Here is a 17,941-nt window from a genome sequence, read left to right on the forward strand (position 1 = left end):
GGACCAATGACCAAGAGCTTGATCCCATTGGACATTGGTTCTTGGTCATTGGGACTTAGTTCTTACATTCGAGAATAGGTCACAATATGAACTCCACGCTCCTCCTGTTCCTAGTTTTGCAGTTCGCACCTGAGTTACCGGCCCCGTCGGGCGAAACGATCGTCGCGCCGGACGCCCGTTGGGAAGTGCTCTTCACGCGCAGCGCGCCGATCAAGGGGGGCCTGACCGAAGGGCCGGCTGCCGCGCCGGATGGCAGCATCTACTTCTCGGATATTCCGGTCGGGACCGATCGCGGCATGATCCTCCGCTTTAACCCAACGACGAATAAAACCACCGTCTTTGCCGCCGACAGCCACAAGTCGAATGGCCTGGCGTTCGACAAGGCCGGCAATCTGTGGGCCTGTGAAGGTGCCGATTACGGCGGGCGGTGCGTGTCGCGCTGGAACACCACGACCGGCGAGCGCTTGGTGGTCGCCGAGCGGTTCAACGGCCGGCGGTTCAACGCCCCGAATGATTTGTGCGTCGACCGGCAAGGGCGCGTCTACTTCACCGATCCCAAGTATCTCGGTACTGAATCGCGCGAACTGGAATACCGCGCGGTCTATCGCTTGGACGACGAGGGACAAGTTGTCGAAGTGACGCACGACGTAGCGAAGCCCAATGGCATCGCGCTGAGCCCTGACGGCCGCCGATTGTACGTGGCCGATCATGACAACGGCACTGACCAGATCGACCCGGCGGCCGCCGCGCCGAAGCCGGGCGTGATGAAGATCCACGCTTTCACGCTCGACGAGAAGACGGGCCTGCCGACGAAGCGCGAGACGTTGCACGACTTCGCCCCCGACAAGGGTTGCGACGGCATGACGGTTGACGCGGCGGGCAACTTGTACCTGACCTGGCGCAGCAACAAGACCCCCGGCGTGTTGGTCCTTGATCCGTCGGGCAAGCGGGTTGGGTTCTTGCCGACCGGGCCGGAGAACACCTCGGGCAAGGATCCGGTCGGCCTGCCGAGCAACGTCGAGTTTGGTCGCGGCGACGAGGCCAATGTCATGTACTGCACGGTCGATCTGAGCTTGTATCGCATTCGATTGAAGACCTGCGGCTACCGGCCGGATGAGAATCCGTAGTCGGTGCGAAGTGAAGCGCCCTAACCCTTCTCCCCCCGGGAGAAGGTGGCGGCGCAAGCCGCCGGATGAGGGTCACGCGTCAGGCTGATCGACTGATGGCGTGACGGGAACCCTCACCCGGCCTTCGGCCACCCTCTCTCGGAGGGAGAGGGGTTGATGCTGACCGCGTGAAGAGCGGAAGCGCAGAGGAGCGGCGAGCGCGTGACCAACACCTACGAAACCATCGTCATTGGCACCGGCGCGGTTGGCAGCGCCGCGCTCGCCGTGTTGGCCCGCCGCGGGGTGCGTGTTCTCGGGCTCGATCGCTTTCCGCCGGCGCACGATCGGGGGAGCTCGCATGGCCAGACGCGGATCATTCGCCAAGCCTACTTCGAACACCCCGACTATGTACCGCTGACGCAGCGCGCGTTCGCGGCCTGGCACGAGTTGGAACAGCGGCGCGGCGTCTCGCTCTACCAGCAATCCGGCCTGCTGCAGGTTGGTCCGCCGCAAGGGGAGGTGGTGGCCGGCGTGTTGGCCAGCGCGCGGTTGCACGGGCTAGAGGTCGACCAGTTCGACGCCGCCACGATCCGGCAGAAGTTTTCCGGCTTTGTGGTGAACGACCCCTGGGTTGGCGTCTTCGAGCGGCGGGCCGGCTTCTTGCGAGTCGAAAGCTGCGTGCAGACGATGCTCGACGCCGCCGTGGCCGACGGAGCGACGCTGCAAACCGGCGAGTCGGTCGTGGCCTGGCAGGCTACCGACAAGCGGGTCACCGTGCAGACCGACCGAGGCGAATACCAGGCCGCGCGGTTGATCATCGCGGCCGGCGCGTGGGCCAGCCAGGTGTTGGCCGACTTGAAGCTGCCCCTCACCGTTCGGCGCAAGCCGCAGCTCTGGTTCGCGCCCCGGGGGGATCAGTTCACCGTCGAGCGGGGCATGCCGTGTTATCTGTTCGACACGCCGGCGGGCATTTTCTATGGCTTTCCGCAACTGGGCCCCGAAGGGATGAAAGTGGCCGAGCATACCGGCGGCGCGATCGTCGCCGACCCGCTGACGGTCGATCGGAGCTTGCACGTCGAGGAAGTCGAGCGCGTGCGAGACTTCCTGCGCGAGCACTTGCCGGCGGCGGCGGGAGATTGCACGCGGCAAGCAGTCTGCATGTACACGCTGACCCCCGACGCGCACTTTGTGATCGATCGTCACCCTGGGCATGCGAACGTGTCGTTCGCGGCTGGCTTGTCGGGGCACGGCTTCAAGTTCGCCCCGGTGCTGGGAGAAGCGGTGGCCGATCTGGCGCTGGAAGGGAAGACAGAGCTGCCGATCGGGTTCTTGAGCATGTCGCGCTTTGGCAGGTGATCGGCCGTAGGTCAGGCCTTGGCCTGACGAAGTGGTGCGCACCGTATTGTCAGGCCAAGGCCTGACCTACACCCTGTATTGACTCATACGCCCCGCGCACGCCGTCATTCCCGCGCAGGCGGGAATCTGGAGTGAAGTCTTTCCACTAGATTCCCGCCTGCGCGGGAATGACGGTATACCTACCGAATGGAATGGTACAGGGTACCTGACCTACCAGAAGGAAGGCTCGATCACCCATGCACGCGGCACAAGGCATTCGTAAACTGCACATGCTGGCGGCGGTCGCCTGACAACGGTTCGCTGGTCAGCAGCACCGCGTAGCAATCGCGATCAGGATCGACCCAGACCATCGTGCCGGTCGAGCCCCAATGGCCGTATGCCGACGGCGACAACAAATCGCCGAACCCGCCGGTCTGGTTGTGCCAGTTCAATTGCCAGCCCAGCCCCCACGGCTTGCACCGCCGGTCGGTCTCGGGCACATCGGGGAAGTGGACCAGTTGATTGCTAGTCATCGCGGCGAGAGTCGCTCGGCTGATCACGCCATCTTCCCCCCGGTGAATCGACAACAGATGTCGGCACCAGCGGGCCAGGTCTGTCGCGGTCGATAACATCCCTCCCCACGGCGCGCCGAGCCGACGCCAGTAGGGACTGTTCCAGCCAAAGCCCGGGTCGGCGCTCCAACTGGAAAAACCGATCGACGTTTTGCCCGGCGCGCGGACCTCGGCGATGCGCGTCACTCGCGCCGGTTCCCCCTTCGGGCCGGGCTGTTCCCAGGCATCGATCATGCCCAGCGACGTGTCGTGCATCTCGAGCGGCTTGAACACTCGCTCGGCCAGGAACGCCGGCAGCGATTGCCCGGTGACTTTCTCGACCACGCGGCCGAGCATCAACGTCCCCATGCTTTGATACTGCACTGCCGTGCCGGCCGGGAACTTCGGCACCACGGCACATGTCCCGCGGGCAAATTCGTCGAGCGGGGCGTTCGCGCGGCGCAACTCGACATTGTCGGGCAACATATCCGGCAGGCCCGACGTGTGAGTCAGGCAGTGAGCCAGCGTGATCGCCTCCTTGTGCTGGGCGGCGAAGTCGGGAAAGAACCGCGCCACCGGATCGGCCAGGGTCACTTCCCCCGCTTCGACCAGCATCATCAACGCCGTGGCGGTCATCGGCTTGGTCGGCGAGGCGATGATGAAGATCGGCTCGACGTCCAGTCGTGCGCCGGCGGCCGGCGCCTGGGCCGCGACCGCCAGTCGACCGGCGCGAAACGTAGCCGGCGCGGCGTCGCCGACGCCCACCGCGGTCGACACCGCCGGAAAGGTGTCATCATCCACGTCGCGCTGCAGCAGTTGCCAAGCGGTTGTTAGTGCGTCAGACGGAATGCTCATGCTCCGGCGCGTGGCGACTAGGCAGGTTGTTTGCCAATGTGGACGAACGTGTGGACGTGCGGCAACACGCGGTAGTTCCAGACAAAGCCCGGCCCTTCCAACCGCCAGAAATGCCACGGCTCTTTTTCACTGGCGTCGCTGTCGGCATAGAACGCCAGGTGCATCTGCTCGAGCCCGCCGTTCGACTTGACCAGCGTCATCACTTCGTCGGCGTCCTCTTTACGGTACGGCAGCAGAATATCGCGCATCACCTGCTCGACCAGCTTTTGCTGATCGGCCGACAGCTCGCTGTAGGCCACGCCGGGGTGCGCCTCGCTCGTGGGGCGGAAGCGAACCGAGGCGGCTTGCTCGCCAGGAGTCTTGCCGCGGACGACCGCTTGCTTGCGTTGCTTCTCGTCGAGCGCGCCATACACGCTGAGGACGCTCTTGGTCTGGTAAAAGAAAACATTTCCCGGGCTATAGCCGACCGCGCTGTGCCCATAGTACATCGGCCCGCCAAACGCGGTTCCCGGTTCGCTGTTGCCGTCACAACGAATGGTCAGGTGGTGTCCGGCGAAGACTAGGCTGAATTGCTTGTCGTCGGCGGGCTCGCCAAAGATCACCGCGCCCAGCCCCTCGAACGAACCTGAACCGTCGAACCGGCCGCCGCGGCTGATCTTGTGATAGCCTTCCTCGCCCGAGCAGATGGCGCGGAGGATCTCGTGACACAGGTCCTGTTGCGCCTTGGTGTAGCTGTCGCCGATCCGCTTGCCGAAGTGGGGCGCGTTGACCATCTTGAGCCGCGTGGGCATGCCGCTGTCGGCTCCGTGATTCCAAGCGTAGACCAGCGACTTTTTCTGGTCATCGCTCAGCGTGCCGTACAACTCGCGGATCAGTCCTTCGGCCGGCTTGGCGCTGCCTGTCGCGGCCGGTGCATCAGCCGCACGCAACAACGACGGCGCCAGTCCGCCGGCGAGCGCGCCTAGTCCAACCGCGCCGAGGAAACCGCGCCGATTGAGATCGGCCGCTTCGTTTTGATGGCGATTGAACTCTTCACATTCGGGGCAACGGGGCTGCTGGACAGGTTCCATAGCGTGCTCCTTCATCGGGGGCGAGCGAGGGCGGAATAAATCGCGAGCTGCTGCTTATTCTGTCGCGCCCCGTGAGTCATTACAACTATTTGACGCGGGCACCCCAGGTGCGGGCAACTTTGGCGCTACGCCGGCCATTCGCAATGGTCTGCCCGCTCGGCTTGTGACAGCTTGGCCGAACCATGCACTTTCGATCTCCGACCACCCAAGCCGGCTTGCGCGTAGTAGCCTCGTTCGAGGCCGCCAAGGGGGTACTCGTCCTCGTGGCGGGGCTGGGGCTGTTGTCGCTGGTGCATCACGACTTGCAGTCAGTGGCCGAGCGGATCGTCGAACGGTTCCACCTGAACCCGGCCCGCAAGTACCCCCAGATTTTCATCCAGGCGGCCGGTCATATCGACGACGCCCACTTGATGATGCTGGCCGCGCTGGCGCTGGTCTACGCCACGGGACGGCTGATCGAAGCGTACGGGTTGTGGCGCGCCCGGGCCTGGGCCGAGTGGTTGGCGCTGGTCAGCGGCTCGATCTATTTTCCCATCGAGTTGTACGAGTTGGACCGGAAAGTCACCTGGGTGCGCGCGAGCGCGCTGGTCATCAATCTGCTGATTGTCGTGTACATGGCTTACGCCCTCTGGCAGCGCCGCGGCCAGCAAGCCACCGAGGCCGAAAAACATTGACCCGATCCCATTGGTGGTCAATATTGCGAGTCTCCGATTCTTTGCCCGCCGGTTCAGTGCGATTGCCCAGGACTTTCGGACACCGGCGGGGGCCGAAAGCCCTGGGCTATCGCATTTCCCGTGGAATGATCTTCCCAAACATTTCACGATGTTTTTTGCAGCGTGCCGCGCGAGCGGGCCGACACTTCCGTCAAGCAATCACGCCAATAGTCCAAAATGCGTCCGGCCCAGGTGTGTTGCGAAACGGCTAGCCGCACGAACACGCGCTGACCGGCGCGGAACTGGCGACTGGCCGTGGCGTCGAGGGCGACCTTGGCCACCACTCGCCGGGTTAGCGACGCATAGCCGGCTTGCCCGAATTCATCGCTCGCTTTGCTTTCGACGGTCACGACCACATCGCCGCCAGCGTCGGCGCCAAGTGCGACGTGGGGCAACTGGTCGCCGGCCCGAGGCTCGATCCGCTCGAGCCGGCCTTCGACGTGCCCCGGATGCAATTCGCGGAACACTCGCACGGGCGCTAGCAAGTTGCTTTCCAGGTCGCGTTGATCGGTCGACGCGGCGCTGACCAACAACTCTTTGTGATCATCCGACCCAAGCATGATCAGCGTCTCGCCCAACTCGACATAACGTCCGCACAAGTCGGCCAGATTGCTGGAAACGACCGTGGCGGCGCGAGGTGCGCGTACCTGAAGCTCGTTGACCTGTGCGCGCAACTCGTCAAGTTGCTTGGTCAATGATTCGACTAGCTCGCGCTCCCTTTGCTGATTCGGATACTGAGCTTTGCTCAGGTAGCCCCGGCTGCGCAGCTTGGCCTGAGCCAGTTCCGCCTCGACGCGCATCAATTCCATTTTCAAATCGTCGTTGTTCAGCTCGAGCAACAGTTGGTTGGCCTCGACCGCGGCTCCCACTTGCACGTGAACCGCAGTCACAAAGCCGCTCGCCCTGGCGCGCATGACGTTCAACGGAGCGTACTCAACGATCGCCGGCGCACAGACATGGGCCGGCGACAATAGCCACCCCGCCAGCAGCAGTGTCAACGTCGCCAGCATGGCAACCGCCAAGCGGCGGCGCCGCAAGCCCGGTGGCGACAATTGTTTGCCTTTGGACATCAACTGCGGCAACTTGGGCATTTTCCAACCGAACCAGAACCAGGCCACCACCACGCTCGCCGCGGCCCCCCACCAGCCCCATTCGGCGATCAAACTGATGGCAATGCCAAAAAAGGTCAACCACCGCCAACCGCAGGAAAGAAACCCATAGATCACCACGAACCAGCCTCGCCAGGTTCGCTCGCGAAGGACCGACACGTCGGCGCCGCGGAACCAAAAGCGGGCCCAACTCGACACCGCTTGTTGCCCTTGAGAGTAAAGATTCGAGATTCCCACCAAATCGGCCAGCAGATAATAGCCGTCGAAGCGCATCAGCGGATTGGCGTTAAACACGATCGTGTTCAAGCCGGCCAGCGCGACAATATCCTGACAGAGCAAGTCAAAGGTTTCGCGCGTTGCGGGCTTCCACAATAGGATCGCCCCGAACGCGATCAACAGTTCCAGGTACATGCCAGCCGCGGCAATGCTCATTCGCTGCCCGCGCGACGCCAGCCGCCACGAGCCCGACACGTCAACGAAGGGGACGGGTGACAGGAAGACCAACAGCAATCCGGCGCGGCGGACGGGTATGCCGTAATGCCGGCAAGACAAACCGTGGCCAAATTCGTGAATCAGCTTCAAGACGCACCAGACGGCGCCCATGCGCAACCAGTTGTTGCGATCGAGGACATGTTCGGGCAGCGCCTGCCAATGGCTGAGCTGCATGCCCAGCTTGACAATCGTGGCCAGGGCGATGCAACTCCACAGCGCGAAGAACCAGCCCGACCATAACCAGCCCAAGCGTTCGCCGACCGCCACCAACATCCGGTCGGGATTGAAGCTGCCCAGGCTGAGCGAGATGGGATTGGGCCATTTCACGCTCGCCTGGTCGCGTGGTCGCTCGCTGGCCGTGGCGCCGGCCAGAAACTCGACCGGCCGAGCCAGCGACTGGGTAATCAGCCAGCGCGCCACGGCGATGCCTTCCTGTTCGCTCAGGACCGTCTCGCGGCCGGCCTGGGTGGCGGCGCGGCCGATTGCTTCGCCAACGGTGCAACTGCCGTCAAGTTGCTTGAGGAACGACCATTCCGCCTTGCCGACCAGGAAATACTTGCCGGATAGCGGATCTTCGATCACGAAACTGGCGTCGTCGTGCGGCGCAATCGTCAGATCGGCGCGCAGCCGCAACCGCGACTGGGCTGGATCGAGCACATGGTGATCGAATGAAGTCGGCATGACTACCATCCACAGAACCGGCAGAGCAAGAACCAAGGCTTGCGCAGCAACAGCCACAGCCCCGGCGCTCGCGGCCCGTAAACGGTGGCGGTCCCTTGCATGCCTGGCTGCAACTTCTGGCTCTCGTTCTGAAGGGTGGTTTCCGCGATAAACACCTGCTGGTTATCGCGCAGTTCGCCGCGTGGATGAATCCGCGCGATCTGCAAGTCCCAGCGTTCGCCTGGAACGGCATCCAGCCACAGCGACATGTCGGCATCAATGGCGACCTGTTCCAACTCGGCTTCGGGCACGGCGAGTTCGGCTTTCAGGCTATCGAGCGGCGCCACCTCATACAGCGTCTGGCCGACTTTCAGCGTGGCCGCTTCATATTGCCGCAAGTCGCCCGTCACGACCACGCCGGCGACCGGGCTGCGAATCTCCAACTTTTTGAGCCGACCTTGGTACACACGGCGCTCGAAGCCGAGGCGTTCGGCCTCCAAGCGGTCGATTTCAGCGGGGCCCAGCTTGCCAGCGGCCAGGTTCACGTCGCGCGACTTGGCCGCGCGGTTCAATTCGGCCTCACACGCCGCCAGCCGGGTGCGCACTTCGCGGCCATCCATATAGCCCAGCGCCTGGCCCGCTTGGACACGGTCGCCCGGCAGCACGAGGCTGTGATCAAAGACCCCTTCAAATGGCGCAGCGACGAGTCGCCGCGCGGTTGGCTCGAGCGTTACTGCGCAAGTCGTTCGCGTGGCCCAAGGGTACAGCAGAGGCATCGCCACCAAAGCGGCCACGGCACAAGCCCGGCGCCCTTTGAGCCACTTCGGCCAACTTTCCTTTAGGTCGTGCAACCGATGTCCCTGGGCAGCCCGTTCGAGAACACGCAGCAGCGGACCTGCCAGATTGGCGACTAGGCGGAGGAACTGTTCCCCTTTGGCATCGATCGGATGGCGTGACGGTACCAGGCAAACCGCCATCACCGCGTCTGCCCGATCCGAGAGCCGCACTGCGACCATTTCTTGCGCCTGCCACGTCTCGGCCAACTGTGGCCAGTGGCTGAGCCCCAAGGGATTGGCCTTGCCGGTTTGACTCCAGCGGACGAGCGCGGGCTGGGCCAGCGATTCAGTCAGGCATTCTCCCAGCAACTTCACCGCTGCGGTGTTCTTGTCGACCTCGGCTACGTCCGAAATGGCAATCGGCTCGATGATCATCCGCGAACGCTTCATCGTTCCCAGTGCGACCCGTTCGACGCCGAGTTGGCGACGGACCAAGTCACAGATCAAGCGGCCCGCCGCTTTCAGGTCGGTGGTGCTCGTTAGCCGCGAGGTCAATTCGAGCGCGGCAGCGGTCGTATTAAGTTGAGCTTGCTCGTCGGAAGTCTCGGCCTTGGGCTGGCGGCCAAACAGTCCGAGCAGAACCAACTGCAAGACGGCACCGACCATCTCGGCTGGCAGCGACGCGGGGACGACGATGGCCACGCCTGGCGTTGCTCCGTCCGCCAATGCGCAGACTATCAGGCTCCATTCGTCTTTCCAGTTGGCGGCTGCTGGACCTCCCATGGCGAGCGAGCGGTCAAACTCGGCAGCGATCATCGATCGAGGGCTATCCGAGATGAACAATGCCGAGGTCCGCTCCGAGAGGAACTGCAGTTGACCGCCAGCGTCGCGCCCGAGCCACGCGACGTACTCGGCCTGCACGACCCGGGTCAGCAGTTCGGCGGCGGCGGCACGACGGGCTTCGAGCTGCTGAATCTCGCGCTCCATCGTGCCGAGCGCGTAGTTCAGCAGTCGCCAATCGATGGCGGCGGGCCGGCGAATGACCGCCGGCTGTCCCACAGGAACCTCGATGTCGTCGAGCGCTTTCATGCTGGTACGCCGCAGCCGGCGAGTTTGATGTTAAGGCTTCAGCCCTTGGGCCACCGCCGGCGATTCGTCCAGGAGCAGCAGGCCGCGGATGCCGCACCGATAGCGGCCCTCGGGGTTGGGCAGCACGACTTTGACGCGGACCAAACCGCTTTCGGCATCGGTGATCGGCGAGATAATTTCGATCTTCGCGGTAGCGTCTTCCTCGCTGTCGGGGAAACGAATCACAACCTGCTGATCGCGGCGCAGCTTGCCGGCCACGTGGCTGGGGATGGGGAAGATGATCCGCAGCGGATTCAACTGCACGACCGTAATGATGATCGGTTCTTGCGCGGTAACGTACTCGCGCTCTTCGCGATGCACTTTGGCAACGACGCCGTCGATCGGGCTGCGCACGATGCGCTGTTCGAGCAACGCCTGGGACTTCTCGTATTCCAGCGCGTCGACCGCCAATTGCTCTTCGGCCACCAGGACATTCGCCTCGGCGACGTTCAGGTCGGCGGACGCGCGCTCGATCTCCTCGCTCGACGCATGCCCTTGGGACTTCAAGGTGGTCAGCTTGTCGAGCCGCCGCTGACGGACTTCGCGTTCGGCCTGTGCCGAGCGGAGCTTGCCTTTGGACTCCATTAGTTGTTTGGCGATGCGCCCGGTGATTTCCAACACGCGGGTGTCAAAGACGGCCAGCTTGTCGCCAGCCTTGACCTCGTCGGCTTCCTTGACGAGCAGTTGCATCAGGATGCCAGGCTCGGCAGGCGAAAGATCAACCTTGTGAAATGGTTCGGTAAACCCCTCGATCGTTGATTGCGCCTGCGCGCAGCACGGCCAGGCTGCGAACAGGAAGAGCGTAATGAGAATCGATCTGCCCATACAACTTCGTATCGAGGTCTACACGATAAGCGCACTGTCCCCTACCTGAGGGACACAGAGAAACGTAGCTTTTTGTGAACAGCGTGAGCCAAATCGCTTGGGGGAATTGCCAGACGTTGTTTTTTCAATGACGCCGTCTAGGAGAGCTCCGGGCCGCGCCGATGGCGACGGTTGTAGCGGCATTGTCGGCCAGAGCTAGCCGACGCCGAACAGATGCTTGACGGTTTCGCCAAGCCATTGGTCGTGTTCGCGCAGTTGATTGCGGCGCAGGCAGGCTTGTTCCTCGGCCACCTGCTGCGCCTGACGCACCTGAATGGTGAGGTCAATGGGCACTTCTCCGTCGGCGCGGGCGCGCGAGATCATCTCGGCCCCCAGTTCCGGGGCAAACTCCTGAATCAGCGGGTCATCGGCGCTGATCATGAACTGGCTCGAGCCGGGATCCCCTTGCCGGGCCACGCGGCCGGCAAGTTGATTATCAATGCGCGGCGAGGCATGCCGCTCGAGCCCGATGACGTGCAGCCCTCCCAACTCCGACACGCCGGGGCTCAGGCGGATGTCGGTGCCGCGGCCGGCCATGTTGGTGGCCACCATCACCGCTTTCATTTCGCCGGCGCGCGCCACCAGGCTCGCCTCGTCGGCTGTTTGCACTCCATTGAGCGTCTGACACGGGATGCCGTGTTCGGCCAGCAGTTTGGCGACCGCTTTGCTGGTCTGGATGGTCCGCGAGCCAACCAGCACCGGGCGTCCTTGCTCGTGCAGCTTGGCGATCTCGGCGACCGCGGCCTTCCACTTCGCCCCGTTGTCCGCGAAGAATCGATCGGGCAGATACTTGCGCTTGCTCGGCCGATGCGTCGGGATCGTCACGACATCCAAGTCGTACGTGTCGCGCAGCTCGGCTTCGCTGCCGGCGGCGGTGCCGGTCATCCCGCTTAGCAACCCATATTGCCGTAAGAAGCGTTGTCTTGAGGTGTGTGCCAGCGTGCGATTGTTGGGGCTGAGTTCGAGTTGTTCCTTAGTCTCGACGGCCTGGTGCAGGCCATCCTTCCAAGAGCGGTCGGACTGCAAGCGGCCGGTGAAGTCATCGACAATGACAACCTTTTTGTCGATGACGACATAGTGTACGTCTCGGTCCAGGCAGTGATTGGCGACCAGCGCCTTGACGACGTAATCCTGCCAGGGACGGGCGAATTTGACCCTGCCCAGTCGGCACAACGCCGACGCCACGGTCCAATAGCCTTTTTCGGTCAAGCGGGCCGAAATGGTGGCGCGATCGGCTTCGTAATCGCTTGGCGCGAGCTGTTCCGCCACTTCTTGCGCCAACTGGAAAACGGTGGGATCGTGCTTGGTCCGCTCATCCTTGCCGCTGAGCAACAGCGGCACGGTCCCTTCATCCAGCAGAATACTGTCCACCTCGTCGATCACAGCGCGTGCCAGGCCGCGCTGTCGCAGTAGCGGCGCCTTGGGCTCCTTGCCCCGCAGCAGGAGTTCGAGCTCGGCACCCAGGTATTGCGGGCCACTCGCGCGCAAGGCAAGTTGATCGCGCAAGAAGTCAAAGCCAAACTCATAGCCAGCGCCGAATGTGGCGTCGCATTGATAGTTGTGTTGCCGCTGTTTGTCGTTGTCGCGCGGCTCGAGCAGACCTACCGACACGCCCAGCAGGTTCAAAATCGGCCGCAAGATTTCGGCATCGCGGGCCGCCAAATAGGCGTTCGCCGTCATCACGTGGACGCCTTCGCCCAATAGCGCGCCATAGAAGATCGGAAACGCGCCTGACAGGGTTTTTCCTTCGCCAGTCCGCATTTCGGCGATCATCCCCGCAGTCAGCACGAACCCAGCCAGGCGCTGAGTCTCGAACAATTCCATGCCCGTCGTGCGGCGAATCGCCTCGAACATCAGCGAGCCGGCTTCGATTTGGGCCGCGAGCGTCCGCTCGTCTTCCGACTTTAATCGCTCGCGCAGTCCGCCGGCGGCTGCTCTTAATTGCTGGTCGGAGAGTGATCGCAGCGGCGTCGCCCGCTCGGCCATCGCGGTGACCGCCGAGTGGTGGATTGACCAAGGTTCGGGACGCTCGCCGCGCCAGGGTGTCCAGCGTCGAATTGTGGCCGCGATCGTGTTCACCAAAGCTGCCCGCCGTTCCAGATGCTGTGAGTGGTCCAGAAAGCTTCTACGTCGCCTCCGGCCGGGGGACAAATCGGATCTGCCGCGCGTGGCGGCAGTCGTAGCATTGATGACGACCGTAACGATTGTGACGGCGGTTCGCGGTACGGCGTGGCGGAGTCTCGGACGATGTGGGAACCACGCAAGGGAGGTGGGCTGGTGACCTATGTTTGAGATGGTGGGGCAGAGGGTTATTGCGCGCCTTGGGCGCTCCTTTTTGCCGGCAAAGGAAACCACCACCCAAGCAAGGAAAGCTCACTCGCGCGACGAAGTTGCGCCGCGGAACCGCTCTATGCACTTTGAATCCTGGCGCCGCCTCTATCGTCGCATCTCGCGAGATCTGGGAACGAACCCATTGCCGCCGATGCGGCAACTCGTTTGCACGCAATTGGAAGATCGGACGCTGATGAACGCGGCGCCGATCGACCCGTCGATGGTCCCACCGCCGACACAGGACGCCTCGGCGGCGGCCACCGCGCCGGCCGCGGCCAGCGGTACTGGCGACGCGGCAGCCATCACGGCGGGAAATCCGGCCGCTGGGTCCGACGCCAGCGCGTCACCCTCGCCGACGATGGACAATTCAACCGCTAGTACCAGCACGTCGACCGACACCAGCGGGGCCAACGCCACCCAGTCGCCGCACGAAGTCGTGTTCGTCGATTCGAGCGTCCAGAATCACGACGCCGTGGTCAGCGCCTTGGATCAAAAGGCGGCCTCGAACCCGAATCTGCAAGTCGTTCTGCTCGATGACTCGCGGGACGGCGTCGACCAGATTTCCGCGGTCCTGACCGCGAATCAAGGCCTCGACTCGATCCACATTCTTACCTCCAGCACCGACGGCGTGATGAAGCTCGGCGGTACGACGCTATCGGCCGACTCGGTGGCCGGCCGCGCCGACGAAATCGGCGCTTGGCACAATGCGCTTGATCCAAATGGTCAACTGTTGATCTACGGCTGTGACCCGGGGGCAAGCAGCGGCAATCAGGCGCTGTTGAACAACATTGCCTCGACAGCCGGCACGCCGACCACGGACGTGGCCGACCCAATGGCGGGCGTTGACCCGGCCGCGGCGGTGCAAACTGCCCAGGTCGTGTTGATCGATTCGGAACTGCAAGACAGCCAGATGCTGGAAAACGCCGTGTTGCCGGGGGCCAAGCTGTTCGTCTATGACAGCGCCACGCAGTCGGCTGACCAGGTGTTGAACGAAGTCATTCAGTGGGCACAGGCCAACAACACTCAGATCAGCTCGCTGTCGATTATGGGACACGGGCACTCGGGTACGTTCGAGTTGGGCAGCCAGTGGATCGACGATACGAATCTGAGCCAGACCGCCGCCGAATGGCAGGCGCTCAGCGGAGTGCTGGCCGCGGGCGCGACGATCGATCTGTTTGCCTGCGACGTGGCATCGGTGTCTGATGGGCAGGATCTGGTCGATCAGATTGCTCAGTTGACCGGCGCGGATGTTTACGCCTCGACCAACACGACCGGCATGGGTGGCGACTGGACGCTCGAGTTCTCGTCCGGCGCAGGTACTGCCGGCGGGCAGCCGAGCTTGCCGCTCGACTATCAGGCGCTGGATGACTACGACGGCCAGCTTGGGCCGATCAACCTCGTGATGACCTCGAGTACGCTCGCCTATACGGAAAATGACCCAGCTACGGTGGTCGATTCGGCCATCACGCCGAGCGGCGGCGCTGGAAACTATACCAGCGCCACGATTACGATTTCGTCGAACTACGACAGCGGCAAGGACGTGTTGGCGTTCACGAATCAGGTGGGCATCACGGGAAGCTGGAACGCAACCACCGGTGTCTTGACGCTCACAGGTACCACCTCCCATGGAAATTGGCAAACGGCGTTGCGGGCGGTCACGTATCAAAACACAAGCGATAACCCCAGCGCCTTGACCCGCACGATTACGGTCGTGGTGAACGATGGTGTCAACACTTCGGGAACCGCCACGCGCAATATCAGCGTGACGGCCGTCAACGACGCCCCGACCCTGGCGGGCGCGAATAACATGACGACCATCAACGAAGACGCTACCAGCAATAGCGGCACGCTCGTCTCGGCGCTGATCTCGGGCCAGGCAACCGACCCGGATAGCGCCGTGCTAGGCATTGCCGTCACGGCGGTCGACAACACCAACGGCACGTGGCAATACACGACCAATGGCGGCACAACCTGGACCGCGTTTAGCAGTCCCTCGACGAGCGCCGCCCTACTTCTCGCCGCTGACGCGAACACCAGTGTGCGGTTCGTACCGAACGCCAACTGGAACGGCACGGTCACCAACGGCATTACCTTCCAGGCCTGGGACCAAACCACGGGTACAGCGGGCGGCACCGTTGACTTGAGCGGGACTTATCTCGACCAATTCAGCAGCGCGTCGTACAGTAACTCGAACGGAACCGGAAGCTGGGGCACGTCCTGGACGGAATCTGATGCAAATGGTGGCGGCGCAACAGGTGGCAATATTCAAATCACCGGGGGCCAACTCCGCATTTGGAAGAATCACAGCGGTGACAACATCTATCGCCAAGTCAACTTGAGCAACACCGGTTCGGCAACCCTGAGCTTCGATTACAACAACACCATCACCGACGGCGCTGCGATCGCCGTGCAGATTTCGTCGGACGGTGGATCCACGTACACGACGCTGTACACTTTCGACAAAAACAACAACACCCTTACCGGCAGCAAATCAATTGACATCAGCGCGTATGCCACGAGCAACACGTATATTCGCGCCTACGTAACCAACGGTGGTGGGAGCGCCCAGTATCTGTACCTGGACAATGTACAAATCTCTTATAACCGCGCCGGGGGCGCAGGTGCGTTCAGCACCGCTTCGGCCAGTGCCAGCCTCACCGTCAACGCCGTGAACGACCAGCCGGTGCGGACGGCTGGCACGTATTCTGCCGTCAACGTCAACGAAGACGCCAACGATACCACGGCCGTCACCCTGGGGCTTTCCAGTCTGACCTATGGCCCCGGCGGCGGCAGCGATGAAGCCAGCCAGACGCTGACCTATAAGATCACCGGCATTCCCTCGACCGTTACTCTGTGGCTCGCCGACGGCGCCACGCAGGTCAGCGCCAACTCCACGCTGACGCTCACGCAATTGCAGGGCTTGATGTACAAGACCATCGCCAACGCCAACGGCACTGGGAACATCACCTGGAGTGTGCAAGACAACGGCGGCACGGCCAATGGCGGCGCTGACACGCTGAATGAATCGATGACTGTGTCGGTCACTGCGGTCAACGACCAACCTGTGCGTACTGCGGGTACGGTTAACAATCTCACGGTGCTGGAGGACTCAGGCGCCACTTCGCTGGGGCTGAGCAGTTTGGCTTACGGCCCCGGCGGTGGTTCGGATGAAGCCAGCCAGACGCTGACTTATAAGGTCACGGCGGTGCCAGCTTCGACGTTGGGCAACATCGTGCTGGCGGATGGGGCTACGGTCGTTACTGCCAACACGACGTACACGCTGGCTCAGCTGCAAGGGATGCAGTTTAAGACGGCGACGAACGCCAACGGCAGTCCGGCGACATTTAGCTGGAGTGTGCAAGACAACGGCGGCACGGCGAACGGCGGCGTCGACACGTTGAACGAATCGCTGACGGTATCGGTCACCGCGGTGAATGACCAGCCGGTTCGCACGGCTGGCACAGCGAACAACTTGATGGTACTGGAAGACTCGGGCACGACGTCATTGGGACTGAGCAGTCTCGCTTATGGGCCCGGCGGCGGTTCCGACGAAGCGAGCCAGACGCTCACCTATACCGTGACGGCCGTTCCGGCGTCCACGCTGGGGAACATCGTCCTCGCTGACGGCACGACCGTGGTGGCAGCGAACACCATCTACACCTTGGCCCAGATTCAAGGCATGCAATTCAAGACCGCGGCCAATGCCAATGGCGGCCCGGCGACATTTAGCTGGAAAGTCCAAGACAGCGGCGGAACGGCCAACGGCGGCGTCGATACGCTCAACGAATCGTTGGCCGTTTCGGTCACCGCTGTCAACGATCAACCCGTGCGTACCGCAGGCACGGTGAATAATTTGGCCGTGCTCGAAGACTCGGGCACGACGTCACTCGGTCTGGGTAGCCTGGCGTATGGTCCCGGCGGCGGTTCCGATGAGGCGAGCCAGACGCTGACATACACCGTCACAGCCGTTCCAGTTTCGACGCTGGGGAACATTGTTTTGGCTGATGGCACGACCGTCGTGGCGGCGAACACGACATATACCTTGGCACAAATCCAAGGCATGCAGCTCAAAACCGCGAGTAATGCCAATGGCGGTCCGGCGACATTTAGCTGGAAAGTCCAAGACAACGGCGGAACGGCTAACGGCGGCGTCGACACGCTGAACGAATCGCTCAACGTATCGGTCACGGCGGTGAATGACCAGCCAGTGCGCACCGCTGGAGCGGTGAACAATCTCACGGTGCTCGAAGACTCGGGCACCACGTCGCTGGGGCTGAGCAGTCTGGCCTATGGCCCTGGCGGCGGCTCCGACGAAGCCAGCCAGACATTGACATACACGGTCACTACGGTGCCGGCTTCGACGCTAGGTAATATCGTGTTGGCCGATGGCACAACTGTGGTAGCAGCGAACACGACCTACTCGTTGGCACAGCTGCAAGGCATGCAGTTCAAGACTGTTGCTAACGCCAATGGCGGGCCAGCGACGTTTAGTTGGAAAGCCCAAGACAACGGCGGGACAGCGAACGGTGGCGTGGACACACTGAACGAATCGTTGACGGTTTCAGTCACGGCTGTGAATGACCAACCCGTACGAACAGCAGGCACGGCGAATAACCTGACCGTACTCGAAGACTCAGGTACCACGTCGCTTGGCTTGAGTAGCCTCGCTTACGGACCTGGCGGTGGTAGCGATGAAGCGAGCCAGACGCTGACTTACAAAGTCACGGCGGTGCCTGCCTCAACGCTGGGCAACATCGTGCTCGCCGATGGCTCGACGGTGGTCACTGCCAACACGACGTACACGCTCGCTCAATTGCAGGGAATGCAGTTCAAGACTGCAGCCAATGCCAACGGCGGTTCGGCCACGTTTAGCTGGAGTATCCAGGACTCGGGCGGCACGGCGAATGGTGGTGTCGACACGCTGCATGAGTCGCTGGCCGTTTCGGTCACA

At 62.7% G+C, this 17,941-nt stretch carries 10 protein-coding genes; 4 read left to right on the forward strand and 6 right to left on the reverse strand.

Features of this window, described 5'->3' with window-relative positions:
* Positions 1–86: 86 nt before the first annotated feature.
* Positions 87–1,127, forward strand: coding sequence for an SMP-30/gluconolactonase/LRE family protein (locus JSS27_03235; GenBank protein MBS0207946.1), 1,041 nt, complete (start codon positions 87–89; stop codon positions 1,125–1,127).
* Positions 1,128–1,328: 201 nt separating this feature from the next.
* A complete protein-coding gene (solA, locus tag JSS27_03240) occupies positions 1,329–2,462 on the forward strand; it encodes an N-methyl-L-tryptophan oxidase (GenBank protein MBS0207947.1) in 1,134 nt (377 codons plus the stop codon).
* Positions 2,463–2,692: 230 nt separating this feature from the next.
* Here the strand turns inward: solA and JSS27_03245 are convergent, their stop codons facing one another.
* Positions 2,693–3,847, reverse strand: a complete 1,155-nt coding sequence (locus tag JSS27_03245; protein ID MBS0207948.1) for a beta-lactamase family protein — start codon at positions 3,845–3,847, stop codon at positions 2,693–2,695.
* A 17-nt stretch (positions 3,848–3,864) separates the two neighbouring features.
* Positions 3,865–4,917: a DUF3500 domain-containing protein gene (locus tag JSS27_03250; GenBank protein ID MBS0207949.1), complete on the reverse strand. Its 1,053-nt coding sequence runs from the start codon at positions 4,915–4,917 to the stop codon at positions 3,865–3,867.
* Between the two features lie 182 nt (positions 4,918–5,099).
* On the opposite strand from JSS27_03250, the gene JSS27_03255 reads away from it, so the two are divergent.
* Positions 5,100–5,591 (forward strand): DUF2127 domain-containing protein, encoded by a 492-nt coding sequence (locus JSS27_03255; GenBank protein ID MBS0207950.1) that lies wholly within the window; start codon positions 5,100–5,102, stop codon positions 5,589–5,591.
* A 143-nt stretch (positions 5,592–5,734) separates the two neighbouring features.
* On the opposite strand, the gene JSS27_03260 is transcribed toward JSS27_03255, so the two are convergent.
* From JSS27_03260 to JSS27_03275, 4 genes are all read right to left on the reverse strand, one after another.
* Positions 5,735–7,912 (reverse strand): hypothetical protein, encoded by a 2,178-nt coding sequence (locus JSS27_03260; GenBank protein MBS0207951.1) that lies wholly within the window; start codon positions 7,910–7,912, stop codon positions 5,735–5,737.
* A 2-nt stretch (positions 7,913–7,914) separates the two neighbouring features.
* Entirely contained in the window at positions 7,915–9,756 is a 1,842-nt protein-coding gene (locus JSS27_03265; GenBank protein MBS0207952.1) for an efflux RND transporter periplasmic adaptor subunit, read from the reverse strand.
* Positions 9,757–9,786: 30 nt separating this feature from the next.
* Positions 9,787–10,620 carry an efflux RND transporter periplasmic adaptor subunit gene (locus tag JSS27_03270; protein MBS0207953.1) on the reverse strand — a complete coding sequence of 278 codons (834 nt, stop codon included), beginning with the start codon at positions 10,618–10,620 and terminating at the stop codon, positions 9,787–9,789.
* Positions 10,621–10,815: 195 nt separating this feature from the next.
* On the reverse strand, positions 10,816–12,738 hold the full coding sequence (locus JSS27_03275) for a preprotein translocase subunit SecA (protein MBS0207954.1): 1,923 nt from the start codon (positions 12,736–12,738) through the stop codon (positions 10,816–10,818).
* A gap of 403 nt (positions 12,739–13,141) precedes the next feature.
* Between JSS27_03275 and JSS27_03280 the strand changes: the two genes are divergently transcribed.
* A partial coding sequence (locus JSS27_03280; GenBank protein MBS0207955.1) for a DUF4347 domain-containing protein occupies positions 13,142–17,941 on the forward strand: 4,800 nt, incomplete at its 3' end.

It is taken from the genome of Planctomycetota bacterium (genome assembly GCA_018242585.1).
Lineage (GTDB): Bacteria > Planctomycetota > Planctomycetia > Pirellulales > PNKZ01 > JAFEBQ01.